18 protein-coding genes are annotated in these 24,547 nt (G+C 65.2%); 9 read left to right on the top strand and 9 right to left on the bottom strand.

Annotated elements, in window-relative coordinates; genetic code table 11:
- Positions 1-181 precede the first annotated feature (181 nt).
- A complete protein-coding gene (locus ACXAGF_RS03000; protein ID WP_475019198.1) occupies positions 182-1,762 on the top strand; it encodes an ABC transporter permease in 1,581 nt (526 codons plus the stop codon).
- A gap of 275 nt (positions 1,763-2,037) precedes the next feature.
- Here ACXAGF_RS03000 and ACXAGF_RS02995 read toward each other — a convergent pair whose 3' ends face one another.
- Positions 2,038-3,990 carry an acetoacetate--CoA ligase gene (locus tag ACXAGF_RS02995; protein WP_475014412.1) on the bottom strand — a complete coding sequence of 651 codons (1,953 nt, stop codon included), beginning with the start codon at positions 3,988-3,990 and terminating at the stop codon, positions 2,038-2,040.
- Between the two features lie 182 nt (positions 3,991-4,172).
- Here ACXAGF_RS02995 and ACXAGF_RS02990 point away from each other — a divergent pair, with 182 nt between their 5' ends.
- Positions 4,173-5,999 carry an AsmA family protein gene (locus tag ACXAGF_RS02990; RefSeq protein WP_475014411.1) on the top strand — a complete coding sequence of 609 codons (1,827 nt, stop codon included), beginning with the start codon at positions 4,173-4,175 and terminating at the stop codon, positions 5,997-5,999.
- A gap of 55 nt (positions 6,000-6,054) precedes the next feature.
- Here ACXAGF_RS02990 and ACXAGF_RS02985 read toward each other — a convergent pair whose 3' ends face one another.
- The 5 genes from ACXAGF_RS02985 to ACXAGF_RS02965 form a co-directional block, all read right to left on the bottom strand.
- Positions 6,055-6,873: an ABC transporter permease gene (locus ACXAGF_RS02985; RefSeq protein ID WP_475014410.1), complete on the bottom strand. Its 819-nt coding sequence runs from the start codon at positions 6,871-6,873 to the stop codon at positions 6,055-6,057.
- 2 nt (positions 6,874-6,875) lie between these two features.
- Positions 6,876-7,787, bottom strand: coding sequence for an ABC transporter permease subunit (locus ACXAGF_RS02980; RefSeq protein WP_475014409.1), 912 nt, complete (start codon positions 7,785-7,787; stop codon positions 6,876-6,878).
- A 4-nt stretch (positions 7,788-7,791) separates the two neighbouring features.
- Complete coding sequence (locus ACXAGF_RS02975) at positions 7,792-8,931, bottom strand: ABC transporter ATP-binding protein (protein ID WP_475014408.1); 1,140 nt, start codon at positions 8,929-8,931, stop codon at positions 7,792-7,794.
- A gap of 77 nt (positions 8,932-9,008) precedes the next feature.
- Entirely contained in the window at positions 9,009-10,040 is a 1,032-nt protein-coding gene (locus ACXAGF_RS02970; protein WP_475019197.1) for a polyamine ABC transporter substrate-binding protein, read from the bottom strand.
- A 243-nt stretch (positions 10,041-10,283) separates the two neighbouring features.
- Positions 10,284-11,699, bottom strand: a complete 1,416-nt coding sequence (locus ACXAGF_RS02965) for a helix-turn-helix domain-containing protein (RefSeq protein WP_475014407.1) — start codon at positions 11,697-11,699, stop codon at positions 10,284-10,286.
- A gap of 234 nt (positions 11,700-11,933) precedes the next feature.
- On the opposite strand from ACXAGF_RS02965, the gene aceA reads away from it, so the two are divergent.
- The 3 genes from aceA (at position 11,934) to ACXAGF_RS02950 (ending at position 14,804) form a co-directional block, all read left to right on the top strand.
- A complete protein-coding gene (aceA, locus tag ACXAGF_RS02960) occupies positions 11,934-13,223 on the top strand; it encodes an isocitrate lyase (RefSeq protein ID WP_475014406.1) in 1,290 nt (429 codons plus the stop codon).
- A 97-nt stretch (positions 13,224-13,320) separates the two neighbouring features.
- A complete protein-coding gene (locus ACXAGF_RS02955; protein ID WP_475014405.1) occupies positions 13,321-13,560 on the top strand; it encodes an SMc00767 family acetate metabolism repressor in 240 nt (79 codons plus the stop codon).
- A gap of 173 nt (positions 13,561-13,733) precedes the next feature.
- Positions 13,734-14,804, top strand: coding sequence for a helix-turn-helix transcriptional regulator (locus ACXAGF_RS02950; RefSeq protein ID WP_475014404.1), 1,071 nt, complete (start codon positions 13,734-13,736; stop codon positions 14,802-14,804).
- A 39-nt stretch (positions 14,805-14,843) separates the two neighbouring features.
- Here ACXAGF_RS02950 and ACXAGF_RS02945 read toward each other — a convergent pair whose 3' ends face one another.
- The 3 genes from ACXAGF_RS02945 to ACXAGF_RS02935 form a co-directional block, all read right to left on the bottom strand.
- Entirely contained in the window at positions 14,844-14,996 is a 153-nt protein-coding gene (locus tag ACXAGF_RS02945; protein ID WP_475014403.1) for a hypothetical protein, read from the bottom strand.
- A gap of 273 nt (positions 14,997-15,269) precedes the next feature.
- Positions 15,270-17,798 (bottom strand): methyl-accepting chemotaxis protein, encoded by a 2,529-nt coding sequence (locus ACXAGF_RS02940; protein ID WP_475014402.1) that lies wholly within the window; start codon positions 17,796-17,798, stop codon positions 15,270-15,272.
- Between the two features lie 259 nt (positions 17,799-18,057).
- Positions 18,058-19,239 carry a BaiN/RdsA family NAD(P)/FAD-dependent oxidoreductase gene (locus tag ACXAGF_RS02935; protein WP_475014401.1) on the bottom strand — a complete coding sequence of 394 codons (1,182 nt, stop codon included), beginning with the start codon at positions 19,237-19,239 and terminating at the stop codon, positions 18,058-18,060.
- 189 nt (positions 19,240-19,428) lie between these two features.
- On the opposite strand from ACXAGF_RS02935, the gene ACXAGF_RS02930 reads away from it, so the two are divergent.
- From ACXAGF_RS02930 to pgl, 4 genes are all read left to right on the top strand, one after another.
- Complete coding sequence (locus ACXAGF_RS02930; RefSeq protein ID WP_475014400.1) at positions 19,429-20,865, top strand: glutamine synthetase family protein; 1,437 nt, start codon at positions 19,429-19,431, stop codon at positions 20,863-20,865.
- A 99-nt stretch (positions 20,866-20,964) separates the two neighbouring features.
- Positions 20,965-22,251, top strand: coding sequence for an NAD(P)/FAD-dependent oxidoreductase (locus ACXAGF_RS02925; protein ID WP_475014399.1), 1,287 nt, complete (start codon positions 20,965-20,967; stop codon positions 22,249-22,251).
- 92 nt (positions 22,252-22,343) lie between these two features.
- Positions 22,344-23,816 carry a glucose-6-phosphate dehydrogenase gene (zwf, locus tag ACXAGF_RS02920; RefSeq protein ID WP_475014398.1) on the top strand — a complete coding sequence of 491 codons (1,473 nt, stop codon included), beginning with the start codon at positions 22,344-22,346 and terminating at the stop codon, positions 23,814-23,816.
- Positions 23,817-23,824: 8 nt separating this feature from the next.
- The gene (pgl, locus tag ACXAGF_RS02915; protein WP_475014397.1) at positions 23,825-24,523 is read left to right on the top strand and encodes a 6-phosphogluconolactonase; all 699 of its coding nucleotides are present in this window, start codon (positions 23,825-23,827) and stop codon (positions 24,521-24,523) included.
- Positions 24,524-24,547: the final 24 nt, after the last annotated feature.

The following is a 24,547-nucleotide window of genomic DNA, read 5'->3' as shown; positions in this document are numbered from 1 at the left end:
TCGCATGATGGCGGCCCCGTGCGCCCCACCCTGACCGTGGCCTTGCGCAGGACCGCACACGAGGACATCAGCGTTGCAGGTACTTTCCCGTCTCGCCCTGATGAAGCAACGCGGCAGGCCGGGCGCGGGTGCCCATCGCACGCTGGTCGCCGCCGCGCTCTTCACCTGCCTCATCGTGCTGATGCCGATCATCGCCATCGTCGTGATCGCGTCCGGCGGCTCCGGCGACAACTGGCCGCATCTCGTCGACACGGTGCTGCCACGGGCGACCGTGCGCACACTGATTCTGCTCGCCGGCGTGGCCGTGGCGACCGCAGTCGCCGGCGTGGTCACGGCCTGGCTGACGGCCAGCTGCGAGTTCCCGCTGCGACGCTTGCTCTCGGTGCTGTTGGTATTGCCGCTGGCCATCCCCTCCTATCTCTCCGCCTACGCGTTCGGAGAATTCCTCGACTACACCGGTCCGGTGCAGACCGCCCTGCGCGCGCTGCTCGGGGCGACGACACGGCGCGACTACTGGTTTCCCGAGATCCGCACGACCGGGGGCGCGGTGCTTGTACTGGGGAGCGTGCTATATCCCTATGTCTATCTCGCCGCCCGGGCGATGTTTCTGATGCAGGGGCGCGCGGCCGCAGACGTTGCCCGGACACTCGGCGCGGGGCCGCTGGCGGTTCTCGCGAAGGTCCAGATCCCGATGGCGCGACCGGCCATCATGGTCGGCCTGACCCTGGTCGCAATGGAAACGCTGAACGACATCGGCGCCGTCGAATACCTCGGCGTGCAGACGCTTACCTTCTCGATCTTCGACACCTGGCTCAACCGCGGCAGCCTGGCCGGGGCCGCCCAAATCGCCTGCGTGATGCTGATATTTGTCGTCGCCCTGCTTGCCATCGAACGCGCGGCGCGACGCCAGCAGCGCTTTTCAAGCAGCAAGACGACCTCGGCCGTGCCGGATGCGGTCCGGCTCACCCTGACTGGCTGGAGGCGCTGGGCCGCCACCACCGCCTGCCTGATCCCGCCACTGCTCGGCTTCGCCATCCCGGTGATCATGCTCGGCACCTACGCCTTGCGCCGGCTCGACCAGTTTGCGTCGCTGCGCCTCCTGTCGGCGCTCTGGCACAGCTTCCTCGTTTCCTTCTCCGCCGCCTGCGTCGCGGTGCTGCTCGCCTTCCTGCTGTCCTACGCCGCGCGCGCGGCACGGTCGCCGCTGACCGTGTTTGCCGGCCGCCTCGCCTCCTTCGGCTACGGGGTTCCGGGAACCGTGCTCGCCATGGGCGTGCTGATTCCGCTTGCGCGCTTCGACAACACCGTCGACGCGGCCGTGCGCGACTGGTTCGGGCTGTCGACGGGGCTGCTCCTGACCGGTAGCGGCATTGCCATCGTCTACGCGTGCACCGTGCGCTTCCTCACCATGGCCGAAGGAACGATCGACGCCGGCTTCCACAAGCTCTCCCCGCATCTCGATATGGCGGCGCGTACGCTCGGACGCACAAGCGCCCAGACCTTGTGGACGGTTTTGGTGCCGATGATGCGACCGGCGACGCTGACGGCGGCGCTGTTCGTATTCATCGAGTCGATGAAGGAGCTTTCGGCAACCATCATGCTGCGCCCGTTCAACTTCAACACGCTGGCGACCCTCGTTTATGAGGATGCGTCACGCGCGAAGGTAGAGGACGCTTCGGTGGCGGCGATCATCATCGTCGCGGCGGGGCTGGTTCCGGTGTTCCTTGTGCTGCGCTCCCTGGGTGCGGACGAGCGCCGCTAGGCCAAAAAAGGGGCGGCCTCTCGGCCGCCCGCAACAAGTCTTTGCTGTCCAACTAAAGCGCCTGGGTACGACGTCATGCCATGAGGGCGGCCGGGCCGCCGAACCGTCCCCACATCGGACGTGCTCGAGTCCGGTCGACCATGGCGGTCCCCAGCTTAACAAATCCTTACCCGGCAATTCCCGAACCGCCTGCCGCGTTCACTTCTTGTTGAAGTTGGTTAACCCGGACGACTTGAAATCGTTAACGCCATCAGGGACTTGCGCATCCCTGCCGGTCACTCCCGAAGCTCTGGCCGGTTGGCGAACAGTTCCAGCGCCTCAGGGTTGGCCAGCGCCTCCTTGTTCTTGACCGGACGTCCATGAACGACCTCACGCACGGCCAGTTCGACGATCTTTCCGGATTTTGTGCGCGGAATGTCGCTGACCGCCACGATCTTCGCCGGCACGTGGCGCGGCGAGGCGCCGGTGCGGATGCGCGTCTTGATCGCCTTCTCCAGGCTCTCGTCCAGAACACAGCCGGGCGCCAGCCGCACGAACAGCACGACGCGGACATCGTCATCCCAGTCCTGGCCGATGCACAGCGCCTCCTGCACCTCGTCCATTTGCTCGACCTGGTTGTAGATCTCGGCGGTGCCGATGCGGACACCGCCCGGGTTCAGCGTCGCGTCCGAGCGGCCATGGATGACGATCCCGCCATGACCGGTCCACTCGGCGAAGTCGCCGTGGCACCAGACGTTGTCGAACCGCTCGAAGTAGGCCGCCCGGTACTTGGCGCCGTCCGGGTCGTTCCAGAACATCACCGGCATGGACGGAAACGCCTTGCTGCAGACGAGTTCGCCCTTTTCCAGGCGAACCGGCTGACCTTCCTCGTTCCAGACGTCCATCGCCAGCCCGAGGCCCGCCCCCTGGATCTCGCCGCGCCAGACCGGCTTCAGCGGCACGCCGAGGACGAAGCACGAGACGATGTCCGTCCCGCCCGAGATCGAGGCCAGCTGCACGTCCGGCTTGATGCCCTCATAGACGAAACCGAAGCCCTCCGGCGACAGCGGCGAGCCGGTCGAAGTCAACAGCCGGAGCTTTGAAAGGTCATGGCTGGTATGCGGCGTCAGGCCGCCCTTCCGTACGGCGTCGATGTATTTCGCCGACGTGCCGAACACGGCAAATCCCTCGTCCGCCGCGTAGTCGAACAGGACATTGCCGTCCGGATAAAAGGGCGAGCCGTCATACAGGCAGAGCGTGGCGCCAACGGCGAGCCCGGAGACCAGCCAGTTCCACATCATCCAGCCACAGGTGGTGAAATAGAAAAGCCGTTCGCCCTCGACCAGTCCGCAATGGTAGCGGTGCTCCTTCAGGTGCTGCAGCAAGGTGCCACCGGCAGAGTGAACGATGCACTTCGGCACACCGGTCGTCCCGGAGGAGAAGAGGATGTAGAGCGGGTGGCGGAACGGCAGCCGCTCGAACGCAACCGGGGCCGCGGCAAAGGGAGCGATGAAGTCGGCCAGCGTCTTGCCGTTCTTCACCGCGGCGGCGACGGCGACCGCGTCCCCGGCATAGGGGATGACCAGCACCGGGGCTTCGAGCTTTTCGGCCACCGCCTTGACCTTCGCGCCGACATCCTGGAGCTTGCCGTTGTACCAGTAGCCATCGCAGGCAATGAACAGCTTCGGTGCGATCTGGCCGAATCGGTCGAGCACGCCCTGTTCACCGAAGTCGGGAGAGCAGGACGACCAGATGGCGCCGATCGAGGCGGCCGCCAACATGCAGGCGAGGGTCTCGGGCATGTTCGGCATCATTGCCGCGATGCGGTCGCCGGTGCCGATGCCCATCGCCCTGAAAGCCTGCTGCAGGCGCGAGACCTGCTCGTGCAGGTCGTCCCAGCTCCAGCGGTAGGATACCTTGTCTTCGCCGCGAAAGACGACGGCGTCGTCAGGCCCGGTGCGACGGAGCAGGTTTTCGGCGAAGTTCAGGGTCGCGTCGGGAAAGAAGCGCGAATCCAGCATCCGCTCGTCATCGACGAGTGCGCGGGTACCGCGGTCACCGAGGACGTGGCAGTCGTCCCAGACCGCCGACCAGAACGCGGCGCGATCCTCGACCGACCAGGCATGGAAATCGTCATACCCGTCGAACCTGCGGCCGGCACGCGTTTCACAGGTCTTCATGAAGAGCGCCATCGGGCTCTTTTCCAGCACCTCGCGCGACGGCTCCCAAAGCGGCTTTTCCTGGTTCATATGTTCCTCCACTCCAATGAGGCCTCTATAGCATGGTGCGCTGCAATAGAAAGCCGGGAGAGCCGGTCGCGCAAGGTGCATAAGCGGCATTTTCGTCGCTCGCCCATTTGATTTCGCAACGCAGTGGGCCTATCCCGTTACCCGGGCGAAACGACCGCCCACGGACAATGGACAATCTGCGCATGGGGCCCCTCAACCTGTTCCACCCGAAGTCCCTGTTTCGACTTTTCCTGGCGATGGCTGTGCTCGCGCTGGCGCTGCGCCTCGCGGGCCCCTATCTCGTATCACCCGACCGGATCGAGCGCGAGGTCGAGGCGAAGGTCTCCGCCTGGGTCGACGCGAAACTGCAATACAGCGGCACGCCGCAAGTAAGCTTCTGGCCACGCCCCCAGGTCGGCTTCGCGCAGGCGCGGCTGGTTGCGCCGGCGCTCGAGGGGCGACCATCAGCCGTGCTGCTGTCTACCGAGCACATCGCGGTCAGCTTCAGCCTGATCGGTGCGCTGTTCGGCGCACCGGACCCTGCCGAGATCGAGTTGATGCGCCCGATCATCCGGCTGCATCGCGACGAGAGCGGCGCGCTCAACTGGCACAAGGGCGCCCGGATCGAACAGGCACTGACCGCCAAGGGCGACGGCTGGAGACCGGCCGAAGCGCCACCCAGTTTCGGCGCCGTCGTCATTCGCGACGGCACCGTCTCCGTCGATGACGAGAAGCGGTCGGAGCACTATCGCGTCACGGCCGTGGAGGGACGGTTCGTCTGGCCGGCCCCCTCGTCCGACCTCGACATTGCGCTGCAGGGGGTCATCGGCGGCGAGTTGGTGACCTGGAACCTGTCGGTCGACGAACCCATGGCCTTCCTGGACGGCAAAATTGCCGGGGTGCGGACCTCCCTGTCCGCCGACCTTCTCGCGGTCGACTTCGAAGGAACGGCCAACCTCTCCAGCAACGCCTTTGCCGCCGGCAGCATCAGGCTTGACACCCCGTCGTTCGGCCGGCTGCTCGCTTGGCGCGGAACGGACTTCAGGCCGGCCGACGACGTGGGGCGCATGACCGTCGAGGCGACGATCGTCACCAGCGGCCATACCGCCAGGCTCGACAACCTCAGCCTCGGCATCGAGGATACGACCGCCACCGGCGTTCTCGACGTCAGCCTGCCGGCGCGCGGAACACAGAAGATCGGTGGTACGCTCGCCTTCGACAGGCTCGACCTGCGCGCCATGGTCGAAGCCTATGCGCTTGCGCCCGGCAGGAGCGGTGAAGTGTCCGGCGTCGCGCCCGCAGCGGGCGACTGGATCGACCTGGACCTGCGCCTTTCGTCACGGGAGGCCTCTGCCGCGCCGCTCGTGCTGAACGAGGTCGCGGTTGGCATCCGCTCGTTCAAGGGCGAGACCTCGCTCGACATCGGTGACGCGGCCCTGCTCGGCGGCACCCTCAGCGGCCGGATCGCGGTCAAGGAGCGCCAACCCGACCCCAGTCGCGAGTTGCAGCTTTCGCTTCGCGACGTCGATCTCGGCGCCCTGTTCAGGCTGTCGGGCGTTGAGGGGCCGCTACCGGGCGGCAAAGGCTCGGCCGACGTCCATCTTGTCGCCGGAGGCCGCGGGATGGCGAGGGCGGACATATCCGGAGGGTTCAGGATCGATCTCGACAAGGGAGCGATCCGGAGCCTCGAGCGCAGCGCCTTCGAACGTCTGGCGCAGGGGACGTCGGCGTTCAGCCTGGCCGAGGCGGGCAACGGCTCGTTCGAATTCGCGACCGCCATGATCGAAGGGCGCATCGACCATGGCCTCGTCGAACTGACGCGGGCGACGTTCGAGGGGATGGAGAAGACGATCTCCCTTTCCGGCATGATCCCGGCCAACGGCAGCGTCGCGCTCGCCGGTTCGCTGTTCACGCGCACCTCACCGGAGGCGTCGATGTCGGCTCCTGCCATCAATTTCCTCGTCGGCGGCGCCTGGCCGGCACCGGTCATAACCCCGATGGCGTACCTGACACAGCAACCCGCAAACTGACAGGCACGCGGACCGGCGGGCCGCAGGCGCCGTACCGGTACCGGGGCGAGCCGCCTCAGCGGCCGGCAAAAGCGGCCTGCTCGTCGCGCTGCCGCTGCACTTCGCGGCGCTTGGTTACGATCGAGGTGATGACGACGCCGACCGCCACGAAGCCGATCAGGATCGTGCAGGCGGCATTGATCTCCGGCGTGACGCCGAGCCGCACCTGGCTATAGATCTTCATCGGCAGCGTGGTTGCGCCTGGACCCGTGGTGAAGCTGGCGATCACCAGGTCGTCGAGCGACAGCGTAAAGGCCAGCATCCAGCCCGACAGGACCGCCGGTGCGATGATCGGCAGCGTCACCTCGAAGAAGGTGCGCACCGGCGTGGCCCCGAGATCGAGAGCGGCCTCCTCGACCGACCGGTCGAAGGACAGCAGGCGCGACTGGACGACGACGGCGACGAAACACATCGAGAAGGTAATGTGCGCCAGCGTTACCGTCCAGAAGCCGCGGTCCAGACCGATCGCAACGAACAGCAGCAGCAGCGACAGGCCGGTGATGACCTCCGGCATGACGAGTGGCGCATAGACCATGCCCGAGAACAGCAGCCGCCCGCGAAAGCGGCTGTAGCGCACCAGCGCCAGCGCCGCCATCGTGCCGAGCACGGTGGCAATGGTGGCGGTGAGCAGGGCCACGCGGATCGTCACCCAGGCAGCGTCGATCAGACCCTGGTTGTTGAAGAGCTCCACGTACCATTTCGTCGAGAACCCGGCCCAAACGGTGACCAGCCTCGACTCGTTGAACGAGAAGATGATGAGCAACAGGATCGGCAGGTACAGGAAGGCAAAACCCAGCACGACCGAGATCATGTTGAAGCGGGACCATCTCGGCATGGCTATCTCCCCTGCTCGTCGGCCTTGGCCTGCATGTTCTGGAAGAACACGATCGGCACCACGAGGATCAGCAACAGAATGGTGGCAACCGCCGCGGAGACCGGCCAGTCGCGGTTGGCATTGAACTCGTTCCAGAGCGTCTTGCCGATCATCAGCGTCTGGGATCCGCCGAGCAGGTCGGGGATGACGAATTCGCCCACCGCCGGGATGAAGACCAGCATGCAGCCGGCGACGACGCCTGCCAGCGACAATGGAAAGGTCACCTTCCAGAAGGCCGTGATCGGCGGGCAGCCGAGATCCTGTGCCGCCTCGATCAGCGAATGGTCCATCTTTTCGAGGGCGGAATAGATCGGCAGCACCATGAACGGCAGGTAGGAGTAGACGATGCCGATGTAGATCGCCCAGTTGGTGTTGAGGATGATCAAGGGCTCGCTGATCAGCCCGATCGTCGACAGGAACTGGTTGAGCAAACCCTCCGGCTTGAGAATCGCGATCCAGGCGTAGACGCGGATCAGGAAGCTGGTCCAGAACGGCAGGATCACCAGCATCAGCAGCGTCGGCCGCCAGCTTCGCGGCGCCTGCGCCATGCCGTAGGCGATCGGATAGCCGATCAAGAGCGTCAGGAACGTCGAGATGGCCGCGATCTTCAGGCTGGAGAGATAGGCGTTCAGGTAGAGCGCGTCCTCGGTCAGCCAGAGGAAGTTGTCGAAATTCAGCTGCTGCAGGCTGCCCCAGATCCCGGCGAGCCCTTCATCCAACGAGAACACCGGCACGTAGGGCGGCTGCGCGATGGCCGTGGCCGACAGCGAGATGCGAAAGACGATGATGAACGGGACGAGGAAGAAGAACAGCAGCCAGGCATAGGGGACAATGATGACCAGCCGGCGGAAGATGGCGGAGCCGAGATTGGTCATCGCCTCAGTCCCTCAAGACGACGCCGGAGGTCTCGGCAAAGGAAACCCAGACCTTCTCGTCATAGCCGATCGGATTTTCCACTTCGCGCTCGGCGTTGAGCATCGAGGTCTTCAATACTTGGCCGCTTGGCAGCTTGACGTGGAACACGGTCATGTCGCCGAGATAGCCAATGTCCCAGATCTCGCCCTCCGAGGTGTTCACCGTCGGGTCGGTCGGTGCGTTTCGGCTGACCTTCAGCTTTTCGGGGCGAATGGCGAAGGCAGCGGTGGCGCCGGCGGCCGGCGTGGCCTCGCTGAGCGTGCGCACCGAGAAATCGGCGCCGGCGATCTCCACCTTGCCGTTTCCGGTCGCCCTGACCTGGCCTTCCAGAATATTCACGTCACCGATGAAATCGGCGACAAAACGCGAGTTCGGCGCCTCGTAGATCTCCGCCGGGGTGGCCACCTGGACGACCTTTCCATGGCTCATCACCGCGATCCGATCGGCCATGGTCATGGCCTCCTCCTGGTCGTGGGTGACGACGACGAAGGTCAGTCCGAGTTCCTGCTGCAGGTCCATCAGTTCGAACTGCGTTTCCTCGCGCAGCTTCTTGTCGAGCGCGCCGAGCGGTTCGTCGAGCAGCAGCACCTTCGGCTGCTTGGCGAGCGAGCGCGCCAGTGCGACGCGCTGGCGCTGGCCGCCGGACAGCTGCTGCGGCTTGCGCTTGGCGAACTGCTCCAGCTTGACGAGCTTGAGCATCTGCGCCACGCGCTGGGCAATCTCCGGCTTCGGCATACCGTCCTGCCTCAGCCCGAAGGCAATGTTGCCTTCCACCGTCATGTGCGGAAACAGCGCATAGGACTGGAACATCATGTTGACCGGCCGCTTGTAGGGCGGGATGCCCGCAATGTTCTGGCCGTCCAGGATGATCTCGCCCGACGTCGGGCGCTCAAACCCGGCCAGCATGCGCAACAGCGTGGACTTGCCGCAGCCGGATGCACCGAGCAGGGCAAAGAACTCGCGATGGTAGATGTCGAGCGTCAGGTTGTCGACGGCGACAAACTCGCCGAACTTCTTCGTAACATTGCGGAAGGATATGAACGGCTTGGCCTGTGGATCCGACCACGGCGCAAAGGAGCGGCGGATATTGCCGAGTGACTTCATGCTCTGCCCCCGATTGGTGCTCGACGCGCAAACAGCAAATTGCCCGGAAGCATCTTCCGGGCAATCGGCCTGTCGGACTATTGGCCGGTGACGACCTTGGTCCAGATGCGGGTAACCACCCGCTGCGTCTTCGGATCGTAGGGCAGCTTCGTGTAAAGCTTGGCCATGGTCTCCTCCGACGGATAGATGGCCGGGTCCTCGAGGACTTCCTTGTCGATGTGTTCCTGCGAGGCCTTGTTGCCGTTGGCGTAGAAGACGTAGTTCGAGGCCTTGGCCGCGACCTCCGGCTTCATGATATAGTTGATGAAGGCATGCGCCTCCTCAACGTGAGGCGCATCGGTCGGGATCGCCATCGTGTCGAACCACATCAGCGCACCACCGGCCGGGATCGTGTAGTTGACCTCGACGCCGGCGCCAGCCTCGGCCGCACGATCGCGCGCCTGCAGGACGTCACCCGACCAGCCGAGCGCCAGGCAGATGTCGCCATTGGCGAGCGCGTTGATGTACTCGGACGAATGGAACTTGCGAATGAAGGGACGCACCGAGGCCAACAGCTCGCCGGCTTTCTCCAGGTCGCCCGCGTCGGTCGAGTTCGGATCGAGGCCGAGATAGCTGAGCGCGGCGGGGACGACCTCGTCGGCGGTGTCGAGCACGTAGATGCCGCAATCCTTGAACTTCGCCGCGATCTCCGGGTTGAAGAGCACGTCCCAGCCCGGGGCCTCGTCCGTGCCCAGAATTTCCTTGGCCTTGGCAACGTTGTAGCCGATGCCGGTCGTGCCCCACATGTAGTCGATGGCGTATTCGTTGCCGGGATCGTAGACGGCCACGCGCTCGGAAATCTCGTCCCACATGTTGGAAAGGTTCGGCAGCTTGGACTTGTCCAGCTTCTGGAACACGCCCGCCTGGATCTGGCGCTGCAGGAAGTTGCCCGTGGGCACCACCACGTCGTAGCCCGTTCCGCCTGCCAGCAGCTTCGTCTCCAGCGTCTCGTTGGAATCGAAGACATCGTAGACAACCTTGATGCCGGTCTCGTTGGTGAAGTCGGCCAGGATCGACTCGTCGATATAGTCCGACCAGTTGTAGACATGCACCACCTTGTCCTGGGCCATGGCCGGCAGTCCGGCAATGCCCGACAGGGCAACGATGGCGGCAGTCGCCAAAAGGTTACGTCTTTTCATGTATATGGCTCCCAGTTTTTCCAGTCAGCTCGTTCCCGCGGGCGGTCGTGTGCAATTATGAGTTTTTTCGGTTGCGCGACAAGCGTCATTGTTCCTGCGCGAAACTTTGATATCACATTTCGACCTTTCCTATCATATTTCAATGCGCTTCTGCTGCGGAATGCAAGCAAAATCTTATTGAAAGTCGAAAAGACTGAGGCCGGCGACCATCTCGTCAAGGCCCAGCGGACGCGTCACGGGCGGCTCCGCCCGCGCGAGGCACCCCTGCCGCTCGCACAGCCTGCAAGCGGTGCCGCCCGGCACCGGCGCCAGCCGCCCGGCCGCCTCGCCATAGACCGTGTCCGCGGCGAGCGCGGCATCGCAGCCGATCAGCAGCGCCGTGCGGCGCAGCCGTTCGTCAAATGCCGCCTGCGGCCCCTCGATCGTGCGGGACACGATCAGAAAGGCCGCGCCGTCGGGCATCTCGACCCGGTCGACCAGAACCTGGCCCGGCTGGGCGAAGGCGGCGTGGATATTGAGCTTCGGGCATCCACCGCCGAAGCGCGCCTGCGGAAAGCCCTGGGCGCCGGCCCGGCGAACGCGATGACCGGCACTGTCGATCTCGAGCAGGAAGAAGGGCAGCACGGACCGCCCGGGGCGCTGCATCGTCGTCAGCCGGCTCGCCGCCTGCTCGTAGGACACGGCAAAACGGGTGCGCAGCACGTCGATATCGAAGCGCGCGCGTTGCGCAGCGGCGCAGAACGCCTCGTAGGGCATCATCAGCGCGTGGGCGGCATAGCGCGCAAGCTCGAAGCGGGCGATGCGGCGCGCCTCGTTGCCGGAAAGCCCAAGCTCATCGAGCGCGATCCTGATTTCATCCTGCAGCAGCATCTGCACCGCCTCCATCGCGATCTCGCGCAACTGGTCCTGCGGCGACAGACGGTCGGACAGGAACAGCCGCATCGAATGCCGGTCGAAGCGGCGGCGCAGCGTCGGCATCGCATGGATGGGAAGCGTACGGACCACCACGCCGTGCTCCCGCTTCAGCCACGTCTTCAATGCCCCGGCGAGGTCATCGCCGGCAACGAGCTGTTCGTGAAAGCGCTCGGCCGCCTGATCGATCCCGTCGAAATGGTTGGGGCGCTGCTCCAGCGTTTCGCGAACCTCGTCCATCGGCAGGCGGGCGCGCGCAAGCGAAGTTGCCCGCCCCTCCTTGGCCAGCAGTTCCGCCAGGTCCGACAGCCGCGAGGCCTGCTCGCGATAGGCTCGATATAGCTTCAGGATGCCGCCCGCGACGTTGGGCGCAGCATCGGCAACCTCGACCAACTCCTGATCACCGGGCAACTCGCCCGCGAGCAACGGGTCGGCGAACACTTCCCGCAACTGCCGGGCACTGCCGGTCGCCTCCCCTTGAAGGTCATCAAGGTCGACCTTGAACACCGATGCCAGACGCAGCAAGAGCTGCACCGTCAGCGGCCGCTGGTTGCGCTCGATCAGGTTGAGGTAGGACGGCGAGATCGAGAGCGCCTCGGCCATGGCGGTCTGGGTCAGGCCGAGGGTGTTGCGTATGCGCCGAACCTTCGGCCCAGCGAAAATCTTGTTTTCCGCCATTTTTGTCAAACCTTTGACATGCTCGACCAATGGCGAGCCGTTTACATTTTTTACAAAATTACAAGATGTCATTGTCAAAGACAAGACAGGATAACCCGTTTCAGCGCTCTGATTTATCAATATTTCTGGCGAAATTGTGCGCTGCGATGTAAATATCCTTACATCAACAACACGGCACACGCATCCAGAGAAGGATGCACCGCCTTACGACCGGCTTGATGGAGGATCGATTTTATGACGGAGTTTTACAATCTTGTTCAAAGCGCGCCGCAGGGTCGTTATGACGGCATCACCCGCCCTTACAGCGCGGCGGACGTGCAGCGCTTGCGCGGCTCCGTCCAGATCAGGCACACACTGGCGGAAATGGGCGCCAACCGCCTGTGGCAGCTGATCCATCAGGATGATTTCGTCAATGCCCTCGGCGCACTGTCCGGCAATCAGGCGATGCAGATGGTTCGCGCCGGTCTGAAGGCGATCTACCTGTCCGGCTGGCAGGTCGCGGCCGACGCCAACACGGCATCGGCGATGTATCCGGACCAGTCGCTCTACCCGGCGAACGCCGCGCCCGAGCTCGCCAAGCGCATCAACCGCACGCTCCAGCGCGCCGACCAGATCGAGACCCAGGAGGGCAAGGGCCTATCCGTCGAGACCTGGTTCGCGCCGATCGTCGCGGACGCGGAAGCCGGATTCGGCGGACCGCTCAACGCTTTCGAGATCATGAAGGCCTTCATCGAGGCGGGCGCCGCCGGCGTCCATTTCGAGGACCAGCTCGCATCGGAGAAGAAGTGCGGCCACCTCGGCGGCAAGGTGCTGATCCCGACCGCAGCCCACATCCGCAACCTGAACGCCGCGCGGCTTGCTGCCGACGTCATGGGCACGCCGACGCTGATCATCGCCCGTACCGACGCGGAAGCCGCCAAGCTCCTGACCTCCGATATCGACGAGCGTGACCGCCCGTTCGTCGACTACGACGCCGGCCGCACCGCCGAGGGCTTCTACCAGGTCAGGAACGGCATCGAGCCCTGCATTGCGCGTGCGATCGCCTACGCGCCCCATTGCGACCTGATCTGGATGGAAACGTCCAAGCCGGACCTCGAACAGGCGCGCCGGTTCGCCGAGGCGGTGCACAAGGCCCATCCGGGCAAGAAGCTTGCCTACAACTGCTCACCGTCGTTCAACTGGAAAAAGAACCTGGACGATGCGACGATCGCCAAGTTCCAGCGCGAGCTCGGCGCCATGGGCTACAAGTTCCAGTTCATTACCCTGGCCGGCTTCCACCAGCTGAACTACGGCATGTACGAGCTGGCCCGCGGCTACAAGGACCGGCAGATGGCCGCCTATTCCGAGCTGCAGGAGGCCGAATTTGCCGCCGAAGCGAACGGCTACACCGCGACCAAGCACCAGCGCGAGGTCGGCACCGGCTACTTCGACGCGGTGTCGATGGCGATCACCGGCGGCCAGTCGTCGACCACAGCGATGAAGGAATCGACCGAGCACGACCAGTTCCGCCCGGCCGCCGAATAGCGTCGATGCGAACGAGACGGGCGGTGGACTTCCCCCGCCCGCCCGCCGCCCCCGGACCCGGGGGATCATTCAAGAACCCCGTGAGAGGAGAAATGCCATGACTGTCCAGACCCGCGTCAAGGAACGTGCAGAAGAGCAATCGACGGCGATGACCGGCGACCAGCAGGCGGCGATCCGCATGCTCGCCAACGACCTGCACCGCCTCAATCATTCCGTCATGAAGGCCGTTGAGGCGGGTGTCTCGGTCGAGCTCGTTCGCTCCGCCCGCCATCACGGCGGCGAAGGCAACTGGGGCGACCTGCTGATACCCGTGGTTGTAACCCAGGGCCGAGGCTGATCGACGGCCTGCGCCACCGCCTGAAGTTTAAAAAAGGTAAAAACAGCGAACGGGCCGGGTTCAGACCGGCCCGCTCCCATTGCGCGCGCCATCGCCTGCGACTTATAAGTGCACATCGCGCAAGGTGTGGGGGGACGCTGATGCCGCGGATGGAGGCGGCGAGTCTGGCCGAATTGACAGATCTCATTTACGGCAGCGTATTCGGCGAGTGTCGCTGGCAGGACTTTCTTGACCGCCTCGCCACGATCCTGCCGGACGGCAAGACCGCCTTTCACCTCCACGACTTCACCTCGCCCGTCACTCGGGTTCCCCACATGTCCGGCTTCAGCCACGAGGCGATCGATCAGTTCTCCGCCCGTTTCGGCGCCGTTGATCCCTGGATCCCGAGAACGGGGTTCGTCCGGGTCGGCCAGGGCGTGACCGGAGAGGATCTCCTTCCGCGCGCCGACCTCGTCAGGACGGAGTTCTACAACGGCTGGCTCAAGCCGCAGACCGGCTGTGAAACCAGTGTCGGCGTCACGCTATTCCGGGAACCGCCGTACGTCTTCGTGCTTTCCGCCTGCACGCCATCCACCAACTCCGGCCTGAACAGGCGCGCCGCCGGTCTCTACACGGAACTGGCGCCGCACCTGCGCCGCGCCGTCGACCTGGTGCGCAAGGGTCACCTCGCCGCCAGGGAGCGACGGGACGGGGAGGCGCTGCTCGACGCGATGGGCGCGGGCCTGATCTACGTTGCGGAGAACCGCTCGGTCCGCTCCCTCAACGACAATGCAAGGCGAATGCTCGACGGTGACGGCCCGCTTCGCGTGGCGGTCAACGGCCGCCTCGCCTTCCGGTCACCGCACACAGCGGAGATGCTCGACCACCTCACCTCCCGGCAGGGGGCGGAAAGCGGGCCGCATGTCTCCACGATCAGGAGCAGCGACGGCGGCTTCTGCCGGCTGACCCTGGTTCGCCTGAAGTCCGACGCCTTCACCGAAACACTGGGCGGGTCGACGGTCGCCATCATCGCCGAGACCGGCACGATGGCGCTCGACCCGGAGCGGGCGCGGCTTGCGGAAACCTTCAAGCTGACGCCGAAGGAAATACGGGTGGCGTCCGGCATTCTGGCCGGGGTGTCGCTAAAGGAGATGGCTGCGGCCGATGGCGTCAGCTACGAGACCGTGCGCACGCACCTGAAGAACGTCTACTCCAAAACCCAGGTCAACTCGCGGGCGTCACTGGTCGCCCTGCTGATGCGTTGAGGGAGGCACGGCCGCCGCCGCAAGGCAGCGGCAACCACCCTAGAAGAGGTTGGCAACCGACACGGCGAGCGCGGCCAGAAGCAGCGAGGCGGCAACGCAGGTGACGGCAACGCCGACGGCGTTGCGACGCCTTTCCTCGGCAACGGCAATGGCGATCGCACGGACGGCGGGACGGCGGTTGTTTGCAGGCATGGCGATACTCCGTCAGCGAAATACGGGCACCCGGATGATCCGGCCAGCCGGCCTACATCATGTTGTTGCCGCCATGGTCGCGAACGCTCGTTCGAGGGTGGCGGAAACGCCGACTATAGAGGCAAGCATCGGCCCGCAGCTCTTAATGAAGGGTAAAGCGCCGACACCGGCTTTGCCACCCATACTTTCGCAGGGGCGATCCGCTCGGCGGCGGGCCTGCCCTCACCGGCCGGCGCGGCAACGTCGTGCGGAGCGACGAACCCGGCCCGCCCTCTAGGCCGCGTCGGCACGCGCGAATGTCCGCGCCTCGGCGGCCGCGCCCACCCGGAACTGTCCGATCAAGGCCACGAGCTCGTCGGCCTCCTCGGCCAGCCGGCGGCTGGCCTGGCTGGCCTGGACGACCATCGCCGCGTTCTCCTCGGTCAGGAGACCGAGACTGTCGACGGTGCCGTTGACCGCGCCGAGCGAGGCGGACTGTTCGCCGGCCGCCCTGGCGAGATCGTCGACATTGTCCGTGATGGCCGAAATGCGCTCGCCGATCAGCGACAGCGCCTCGCCCGTCTCCCGCACCAGCTGGGCGCCGTCGGTGACCTCGCGGGCGGACCTGCCGATCAGCTCCTTGATTTCGCTGGCGGCCCGTGCGGAACGCTGGGCCAGTTCGCGGACCTCCTGCGCCACGACAGCAAAGCCCCGGCCGCTCTCGCCGGCGCGCGCGGCCTCGACACCGGCGTTCAGCGCCAGGAGGTTGGTCTGGAAGGCGATCGAATCGATCACGTCGATGATCTGCTCAATCTTCTTCGAGGCATCCTCGATCCGACCCATCGCGCTGGTCGCATTGCGGACGACGACGGCCGAACCATCGGCGTCGCGACGGGTCTCGGCCACCATCGCATTGGTCTCGCGTGTGCGGTCAGCCGAAAGCCGGACGGTGCGGGTGATCTCGTCGACGGTTGCGGCCGCCTGCTGCAATGACGCCGACTGCGTCTTGGTCCGCTCGGAGAGGTGGCCGGCCGACTGCGCCATCTGGCGCACATTGCCCTGGATGGCGGCGACGTTTTGCTGGATCCTGGCGACCGTCTGCTGCACCCGTACCATCGACCGGTTGAAATCGAGCCGCAACTGCTCGAGCGAACCGATGAATGGCGTTTCGATCAGCGTCGAGACGTCCCCCTCGGCCAGCCGGCGCAGTCCGTCGGCCAGAGCCGATACGGCCTGCTCTATCTCCCGGTCCAGTCGGCGCTTCTCCGCATCGTTGCGGTCGCGCTCGCTTTCGACGGCGATGCGTTGCCGCTCGCTTTCGGCCTCGATCTCGATCTTGGCGGCAGCGTTTTCCTTGAAGACCGCAAGCGCACGCGCCATTTCGCCGATCTCGTCACCGCGCTTCTCGCCGGCGATCGCCACCTGCAGGTTGCCGTCGGCGAGGTGGCGCATGGCGCTGGTGATGCGCCCGATCGGCCGGCGCAGGGTGTAGACCAGGGCAACGCCGGACACGACGGCAATGAGCACGCCGAGCGCCGTCACGCCGAGATAGATGGCGTTCGCCTTGCTGCCCTGCCGTTCGGCGGCCGCCCGCTGCACGTCGGCGAAGCCGGATAGGTGGCCGCCCATCGCATCGATCTCCGCAGCGGCCGCGGCAAAGCGCTCCCGCCGCTCGACCGTGATCTCCAGCAGCGCCAGACTGTCGGCTTCAATGCTGTCCAGCGCCGGCAGGATCTTTGCCGCCGGGCCGTTGATCGCATCGAGATCACCCGCCGTCGACTTCAACCCGGACAGGGCGTTGCGCGCCGCAACCACCTGCTCGACCAGGGCGGCCCTGTGCTTGTCGGAGCGATCGAGCGAGAAATTCAAGAAGGCAAGCCGGACGGAATGGACGGCGTCGATCAGGAGCCGCGAGTCGAGGGCGACGAGGTCCGCCCTCGACAGCATCGCCTCGATGTCCGAATAGGCGGCGGAGGCCTCCTTCATCCGAACCGATGCGGCGCGGTCGAGCGCCGCCGACAGGTTCGCAAGCGACTGGACCAGGGCCGGGCGCCTCATTGCCGCGTCCTCGGAATCCGAGGCCGCTGCCCGCAGATCCTTCACCAGACCGGCCATCGTCTTGCCGAGCGCCTTTTCGGACTTGGGGAGCGCGGGCCCAAGGTGTCTCGCACGCGCTGCAAGTTCATCCATCCGGGACGTCAGGATCTTCTGGCCGTCGGCGTCGCCGGAGCGTCGGTCGAAGGCCTGCTTGAGCTCGACGACCGTCGCCGAGGCCGCCGCGATCTTGTCGCCCGCACGCAGTTTGTCGCGTGCCGACTCTTCGCTGCGGCGTGCCGCCTCATCCAGGCTGGCAACGGCAACCTGCAGGGCTGCCTGCACGGCCTTGACCTCGGCGATGGCCATATCCAGCTCGCCCACCAGCGTGTTTTCACGCCGGTTCAGCGACCATAGGTCATCCATGCGCGACGATATCGAGGCGAGCGAGCCATAGGCGGCATCAAGGTCGGCACCGCCCTCGCCGCCCGTCAGCCGCGCCTTCGACGCCTCGAGCGCCCGTCGCTGTTCGTCGATCCGCTCCATAACCCGGGCCCGGTTCTCCGCATCGGCCCGTTCGAGGAAGTTGCCCATCGCCGCATAGACGTCCTTGAAGCCGCGCAGCGACGTCGAGACCGAGTTGGCGAGCGCCATGCGGTCCTGCAACATGCCGGAGGCGACCAGGCCCGTGATGCCGACGGCCGAGATGCTGGCGACAAAGGGCAAGATGAGAAGCAGCACCTTCGTCCGGATGCTGAAGCGAGACAAAAGGCGATCGAACCATTCCATGATTTCGTTTCCCGGCGATGGCGGACTGTCGCGGCCTCCCCTCCGCAACGCTTGCCGATCCTTAGCACCGCGCGTTCCTAACAATTGGCAAATGCGGCAGGAAATGCCGGCGATTTCACAAAACTTTCACAATCAGGAAACCTTTTGTGACAACGCGTTAGCTCAGTCACCCATGTCTGCCGGCAGCTTCAAACGACCGCCCTGGTCGTTGCCCCAAACGAGACGCAGCCCACACCCGCGGGCCGCCACGTCGAGAGCCCTACAGCGCCACGCCGGCGGCGTGGCCCGACGACCAGGCCCACTGAAAGTTATAGCCGCCGAGCCAGCCGGTCACGTCGACGCATTCGCCGATGAAGTAGAGCCCGGGCACGGCCTTCGCCTGCATCGTCTTCTGGTCGAGCGCTGCCGTGTCGACCCCGCCGAGCGTCACTTCCGCCGTGCGGTATCCTTCCGATCCCGCCGGACGGATGACCCAGTTCTGAATGGCGGCCACGACCCGCGCCAGAACCTTGTCGGACATGTCCGCCAGATGGCCGGCGAAGCCATGCGTTTCAACCATGTATTGCGCCAGCCGCTTCGGCAGACTGTCGCCGAGCACCGTCTGGATCGCCTGCCGCCCGTTGCCCTGACGGGCAGACTTCAGCGCGGCGAGAATGTCGACTTCGGGCTCGATCACAAGCGTGATGTCGTCGCCCTCGCGCCAATAGGAGGAGATCTGCAGCAGCGCGGGTCCGCTCAGCCCCCGGTGGGTGAAAAGCAAGGCTTCCCGGAAGGTGGTCTTGCCGTGGCGGATTTCGGCCGGGACGGCAATGCCCGACAAAGACGAAAGGCCCGACAACAGCCCCGGATCGAGCGTCAGCGGTACCAACCCTGGGCGCGGCTCGACGAGCGGCAGGCCGAACTGTTCGGCGACCTGATAGGCGAAGCCGGTCGCGCCCATCTTGGGTATGGACTTGCCGCCGGTGGCGATCACCAGCGAGGCGGCATGGATCGTGCCGGTCTCGGTGCGCACGGCGAAGCCGCCGCCCGTCCTCTCGATCGCTGCAATCGGTGATCCCAGCCGCAGGTGCGCGCCGGCCGCCTGCATCTCGTCGAGCAGCATGCGGATGATCTGCGTCGCGCTACCATCGCAAAAGAGCTGCCCCAGCGTCTTCTCATGCCAGCCGATCTTGTGCTTTTCGACCATGGCGATGAAATCCTGCACGGTGAAGCGGGCCAGCGCCGACTTGCAGAAATGCGGGTTCTTTGACAGGAAGTTCTTTGGCCCGGCATGAAGGTTGGTGAAGTTGCAACGGCCGCCGCCAGAGATGCGGATCTTCTCGCCCGGCGCCTTGGCATGGTCAAGCACGAGGACGCGCCGCCCGCGCCTTCCCGCCTCGATTGCACACATCATGCCGGCCGCGCCGGCGCCGATGATGACCACGTCCTTGTATTCTGTCACGCCGCGCACCCGTTCCTGCTTGTCGGCCTTCCTTTCCGCCCCGCACGGCGAAAGTCAATCGCCCCACTCCATTCTGCGGCAATCCGCGCTGGCGATGCCCATATCGGCTCGATTTTCAGCCTTTCTCCCCCCTAGCCAAGGCTCGAACTCCGGCTATGATGGCGCATCCGAAACCAACCCCGGTGTCTCATGCCGTCCAAAAAGACCGTTGCCTCCACCATTCAGAAAGCCAGCCGTTCCACCAAAATCCCGCCCTCCCTGACCGCCCTGCGCGGCGTCGGTTCCTGGAAAGAGGCGGCGGACTGGCTCAAGTTCCGAGGCATCGAGGACATTGAGTGCATCACCCCGGACCTTGCCGGGGTGCCGCGCGGCAAGATGATGCCGTCGTCGAAGTTCACGTCCAACACCTCGCTGGCGCTGCCGTCGGCCGTCTACCGCCACACCATTTCCGGCGAGTATCCTGAGGAGACCGGGCAGTTCCGCTACGAGCCGCGCGACAGCGACCTGAAGCTGGTGCCGGACCTGTCGACGCTCAGCGTCGTGCCGTGGGAAAGCGACGCGACAGCCCAGGTGATCTGCGACGTCGTTGGCTCCACCGGCGAAAGCGTGGGCTACGCACCGCGCAACGTGCTGAAGAACGTCGTCGACCTGTACAAGCAGCGCGGATGGCGGCCTGTCGTGGCCCCGGAGATCGAATTCTATCTCGTCGCCATGAACGAGGATCCGGATTATCCGCTGCGTCCGCCGAAGGGGCGCTCCGGTCGTACCGGGCTCGGTGGGCAAGGCTATTCGATCGCCGGCATCAACGAGTTCGACGAACTGATCGACGATATCTACCATTTTTCGGAAAAGCAGGGCCTGGAGATCGACACGCTGATCCACGAGGAGGGCCCGGCCCAGCTCGAGATCAACCTGCGCCACGGCGATCCGATCGAACTCGCCGACCAGGTGTTCATGTTCAAGCGCACGATCCGCGAAGCGGCGCTGAAGCACGGCATCTACGCCACCTTCATGGCCAAGCCGATGCAGGGCCAGGCCGGGTCGGCCATGCACATCCACCAGTCGGTGGTGGACATCAAGACCGGCAAGAACGTGTTCTCCAACGCGGACGGCTCTGCCTCCAAGGAGTTCTTCCATTTCATTGGCGGCATGCAGGCCTATGTGCCGAAGACGCTGGTGATGATGGCGCCCTACGTGAACTCCTACCGCCGACTGACACCGGAGATGTCGGCGCCGGTCAACAATGCGTGGGGTTACGACAACCGCACCACCGCCTTCCGCATTCCGGTGTCCGATGCCAACGCACGGCGTGTCGAAAACCGCCTGCCGAGTTCGGATGCGAACCCCTACCTGGCGCTCGCGGCGTCGCTCAGTTGCGGCCTGCTCGGCATCATGAACGCTGTCGAGCCGACGGCGCCGAGCGAGGCCACTGCGAACGACGGCAGCATCACCCTTCCGCGCGGACTGCTGGAGGCCGTGTCACTGCTGGAATCCGATCCGGATCTGGCAAAGGTGCTGAACCCCGAGTTCATCGGCATCTATGCCGGCGTCAAGCGCGGCGAGTTCGAGACCTTCATGCAGGTAATCAGCCCGTGGGAGCGGGAATTCCTGCTGCTCAACGTCTGACGCTGCGGCCGGCGGCCACGCCGGAACACCCCGAACCGCTTGGCTGCATGGGTGTTCCGGTCGCTCCGTCTTTCCCTCCTTGCGATCGAAAGCATTCCCATGTCCTGGCAAAGCCCCATCTCCCCCGGTATCTCCTGGTATGAAGCGACGGTCGGCGAGCGCCCCGAGTATGCGCCGATGTCCGGCTCCTGCGAGACCGACGTCGCGATCATCGGCGGCGGCTTCACCGGCCTGCAGGCCGCCTACAACCTTGCGCGCAAGGGTACGCGCGTCGTCCTGATCGACGCCAACCGGTTCGGCGACGGTGCCTCCGGCCGCAACGGCGGCCAGCTCGGCACCGGCCAGCGCGCATGGCCGGAGGAGATCGAGGAGGAACTGGGCTACGAGCGCTCAAGAGCGCTGTTCGACCTGGCCGAGCGCGCGAAGCAGCACATTTTCGACTTTTCCGCCGAACAGAAGCTCGACATCGAGTTCGTGCCGGGGCACCTCAACGTGTCGCACAAGAAGAACTACGAAAAGGACTACCGCGCCAGCCCGGAGATCGCCGCCAGGCGCTACGGCTATACCCAGTCCGTCTTCATGGACAAGGCCGAGACGCAGGAGCGGCTGGGGTCAAGCTTCTATCTATTCGGCGTGCGCGACACCGGCACCGGCCACATCCATCCGATGAAGCTGCTCGTCGGCAGCGCACGAGCTGCGGCGGCGGCCGGCGCCGTGCTGCACGAAAAGACGGCGGCGATACGGATAGAACGCACCGGCGGCAAGGCCGTGATCACCACGGCAAGGGGCACCATCACCGCCGACAGGGCGCTGGTGGCCTGCAACGCCTATATCGGCGGTCTTGAACCGAACACGGCCGCCCATGTCATGCCGATCCGATCCTTCATCGGCGCGACGCCGGTGCTCGACGCTTACCCGAGGGTGATACCGGGCGGTGAGTCGGTATCCGATTCCCGTTTCGTCGTGCGCTACTTCCGCCGCAGCCGCGACGGCAGGCTGCTGTTTGGCGGTCGCGAAGCCTATACCGCCGACAATCCGCGCGACATGACCGTCCACATCCGCCGCCAGATCGCCGAGGTCTATCCGGACCTCGCGGACATCGACATCACGCACGCCTGGGGCGGCTCGGTCGGAATCACCATGTCGCGCAAGCCCTACGTGCGCGAGGTCATGCCAGGCATCACCACGATCGGCGGTTATTCCGGCCACGGCGTCATGCTGTCGAACTACTGCGGAAGGCTCTACGCCGAGGCGGTTTCCGGCGGCAGCGCCGATCTCGACGTCCTCAAGAGCCTGAAAATTCCGGCCTTTCCCGGCGGGGCACGGTTCCGCTCGCCGCTGCTGTTTCTGGCGATGACCTGGTACGCGCTACGCGACAAGCTGTGAGTCGATTCCCTCGATTTTGTTGCGCCGCACTCTGGCCATTTTAAATCGATTAGATTATAAGGGCGTCAACGCGAACCAGATCGAGATTTGCAATGAGCAGCCAATTGATACCCGTCGAACCGTTCGACTACGTGGTCTTCGGGGGTACCGGCGACCTGGCGGAACGCAAGCTCCTGCCGGCGCTCTATCATCGCCAGCTCGCCGGCCAGTTCACCGACCCGACCCGCATCATCGGTGCCTCGCGCGCACCGATGACGCATGCAGCCTACCGCGAATACGCCGCAAACGCGCTGCGCGAGCACCTGAAGCCGGGCGAGTTCGAGGACGATCAGGTCCGGGCTTTCACCGACCGGCTCTACTACGTCTCGGTCGATGCGAAGTCGGATCAGGGATGGGACAAGCTCAAGCAGATCCTTGACGAGGGCAAGGATCGCGTGCGGGCGTTCTACCTGGCGGTGGCGCCGGCGATCTTCGGCGAGATCGCCGAAAAGATCCGCGACCACAAGATGATCACCAGGCAGACCCGGATCGTCGTCGAAAAGCCGATCGGTCGCGACCTCGCCTCGGCGACGGTACTGAACGACACGATCGGCAAGGTGTTCCGTGAGGACCAGATCTTCCGAATTGACCACTATCTCGGCAAGGAGACGGTGCAGAACCTGATGGCGCTGCGCTTTGCCAACGCGCTCTACGAGCCACTTTGGAACTCCGCCCATATCGACCACGTGCAGATCACGGTCGCCGAGTCGGTCGGGCTCGAGAGCCGCGCAGGCTACTACGACAAGGCCGGTGCGCTGCGCGACATGGTGCAGAACCACATCCTGCAACTGCTCTGCCTCGTGGCGATGGAGGTTCCCTCCTCGATGGACGCCGAGGCCGTCCGCGACGAGAAGCTGAAGGTGCTGCGGGCACTGAAGCCGATCGACGAGTACAATGTCGAACGCCTGACCGTTCGCGGCCAGTATCGGGCCGGCGCCTCGGCCGGCGGACCGGTGAAGGGCTACCTCGAGGAACTGGAAGGCGGTGTTTCCAACACCGAGACCTTCGTCGCCATCAAGGCCGAGATCGGCAACTGGCGCTGGGCGGGCGTGCCCTTCTACATCCGTACCGGCAAGCGCATGGCCAGCCGCGTCTCCGAGATCGCCATCACCTTCAAGCCGATCCCGCACTCGATCTTCGAGCCGGCGGCGGGCCGCATCGAACAGAACCAGCTCATCATCCGCCTGCAGCCCGACGAGGGCGTAAAGCAATGGCTGATGATCAAGGACCCGGGCCCGGGCGGCATGCGCCTTCGCAACGTGTCCCTCGACATGAGCTTCGCCCAGGCCTTCGACGCCCGCAATCCGGACGCCTACGAGCGGCTGCTGCTCGACGTGATCCGTTCCAACCAGACGCTGTTCATGCGCCGCGACGAGGTCGAGGCCGCCTGGCGCTGGGTCGACCCGATCCTGAAGGCGTGGGCGACCACCAGCCAGCAGGTGCAGGGCTATACCGCCGGCACCTGGGGCCCGAGCCAGGCAATCGCGCTGATCGAGCGCGACGGCCGCACCTGGCACGAGACCTGAGGCGCGCGATGGTGACGAGGTTCCACGAATACGCCGACGGCGCCGCCCTGGCCGAGGCCCTGGCCGATGCGGTCGCCGCCACGCTCAAGCACGCCATCGCCGAACGCGGCCGGGCGACGATCGCCGTTTCCGGCGGCTCGACGCCGAAGCGGTTCTTCACCGCCCTGTCGACGCGCGACCTCGACTGGCCGAAGGTGACGGTAACGCTGGTCGACGAACGGTTCGTGCCGGCCGACAATCCGCGCTCGAACCACCTGCTGGTGGCCGAGTGCCTGTTGCAGGGTCCGGCATCCCGGGCGAATTTCGTGCCGCTGTTTCGCGAGGCGGCAAGCGCCGGGGACGCGGCACGGCTGGCCGGCGCGGACATCGCCGCGCTTCCGGCCCCGCTCGACGTTGCCGTCCTTGGGATGGGCAATGACGGGCACACGGCGTCGTTCTTTCCCGGCGGTGACCGGCTGGCGGAAGCGCTCGCGCCGGAAACGCCGCGCGGCGTGATGACCATGGAGGCGGAAGGGGCCGGCGAAACCCGGCTGACACTGACCTTCTCCGGTCTTGAGGATGCGCGCCTGATCGTGCTGCACATCGAAGGCCAGGCCAAGAAGGACACGCTCGACGAGGCCCTTTCCACCGGCGACGAAAGCGAAATGCCGGTCCGCGCGATGCTCCGGCGTGCCGCCACGCCGGTCGACATCTACTGGGCGCCGTAGTCCGAACGGACAAAAAAACGGTTG

Source organism: Mycoplana sp. ABR4_002, from assembly GCF_056159645.1.
The sequence above is the reverse complement of the archived record's forward strand: the minus strand, read 5'-3'. Positions and strand labels throughout refer to the sequence as shown.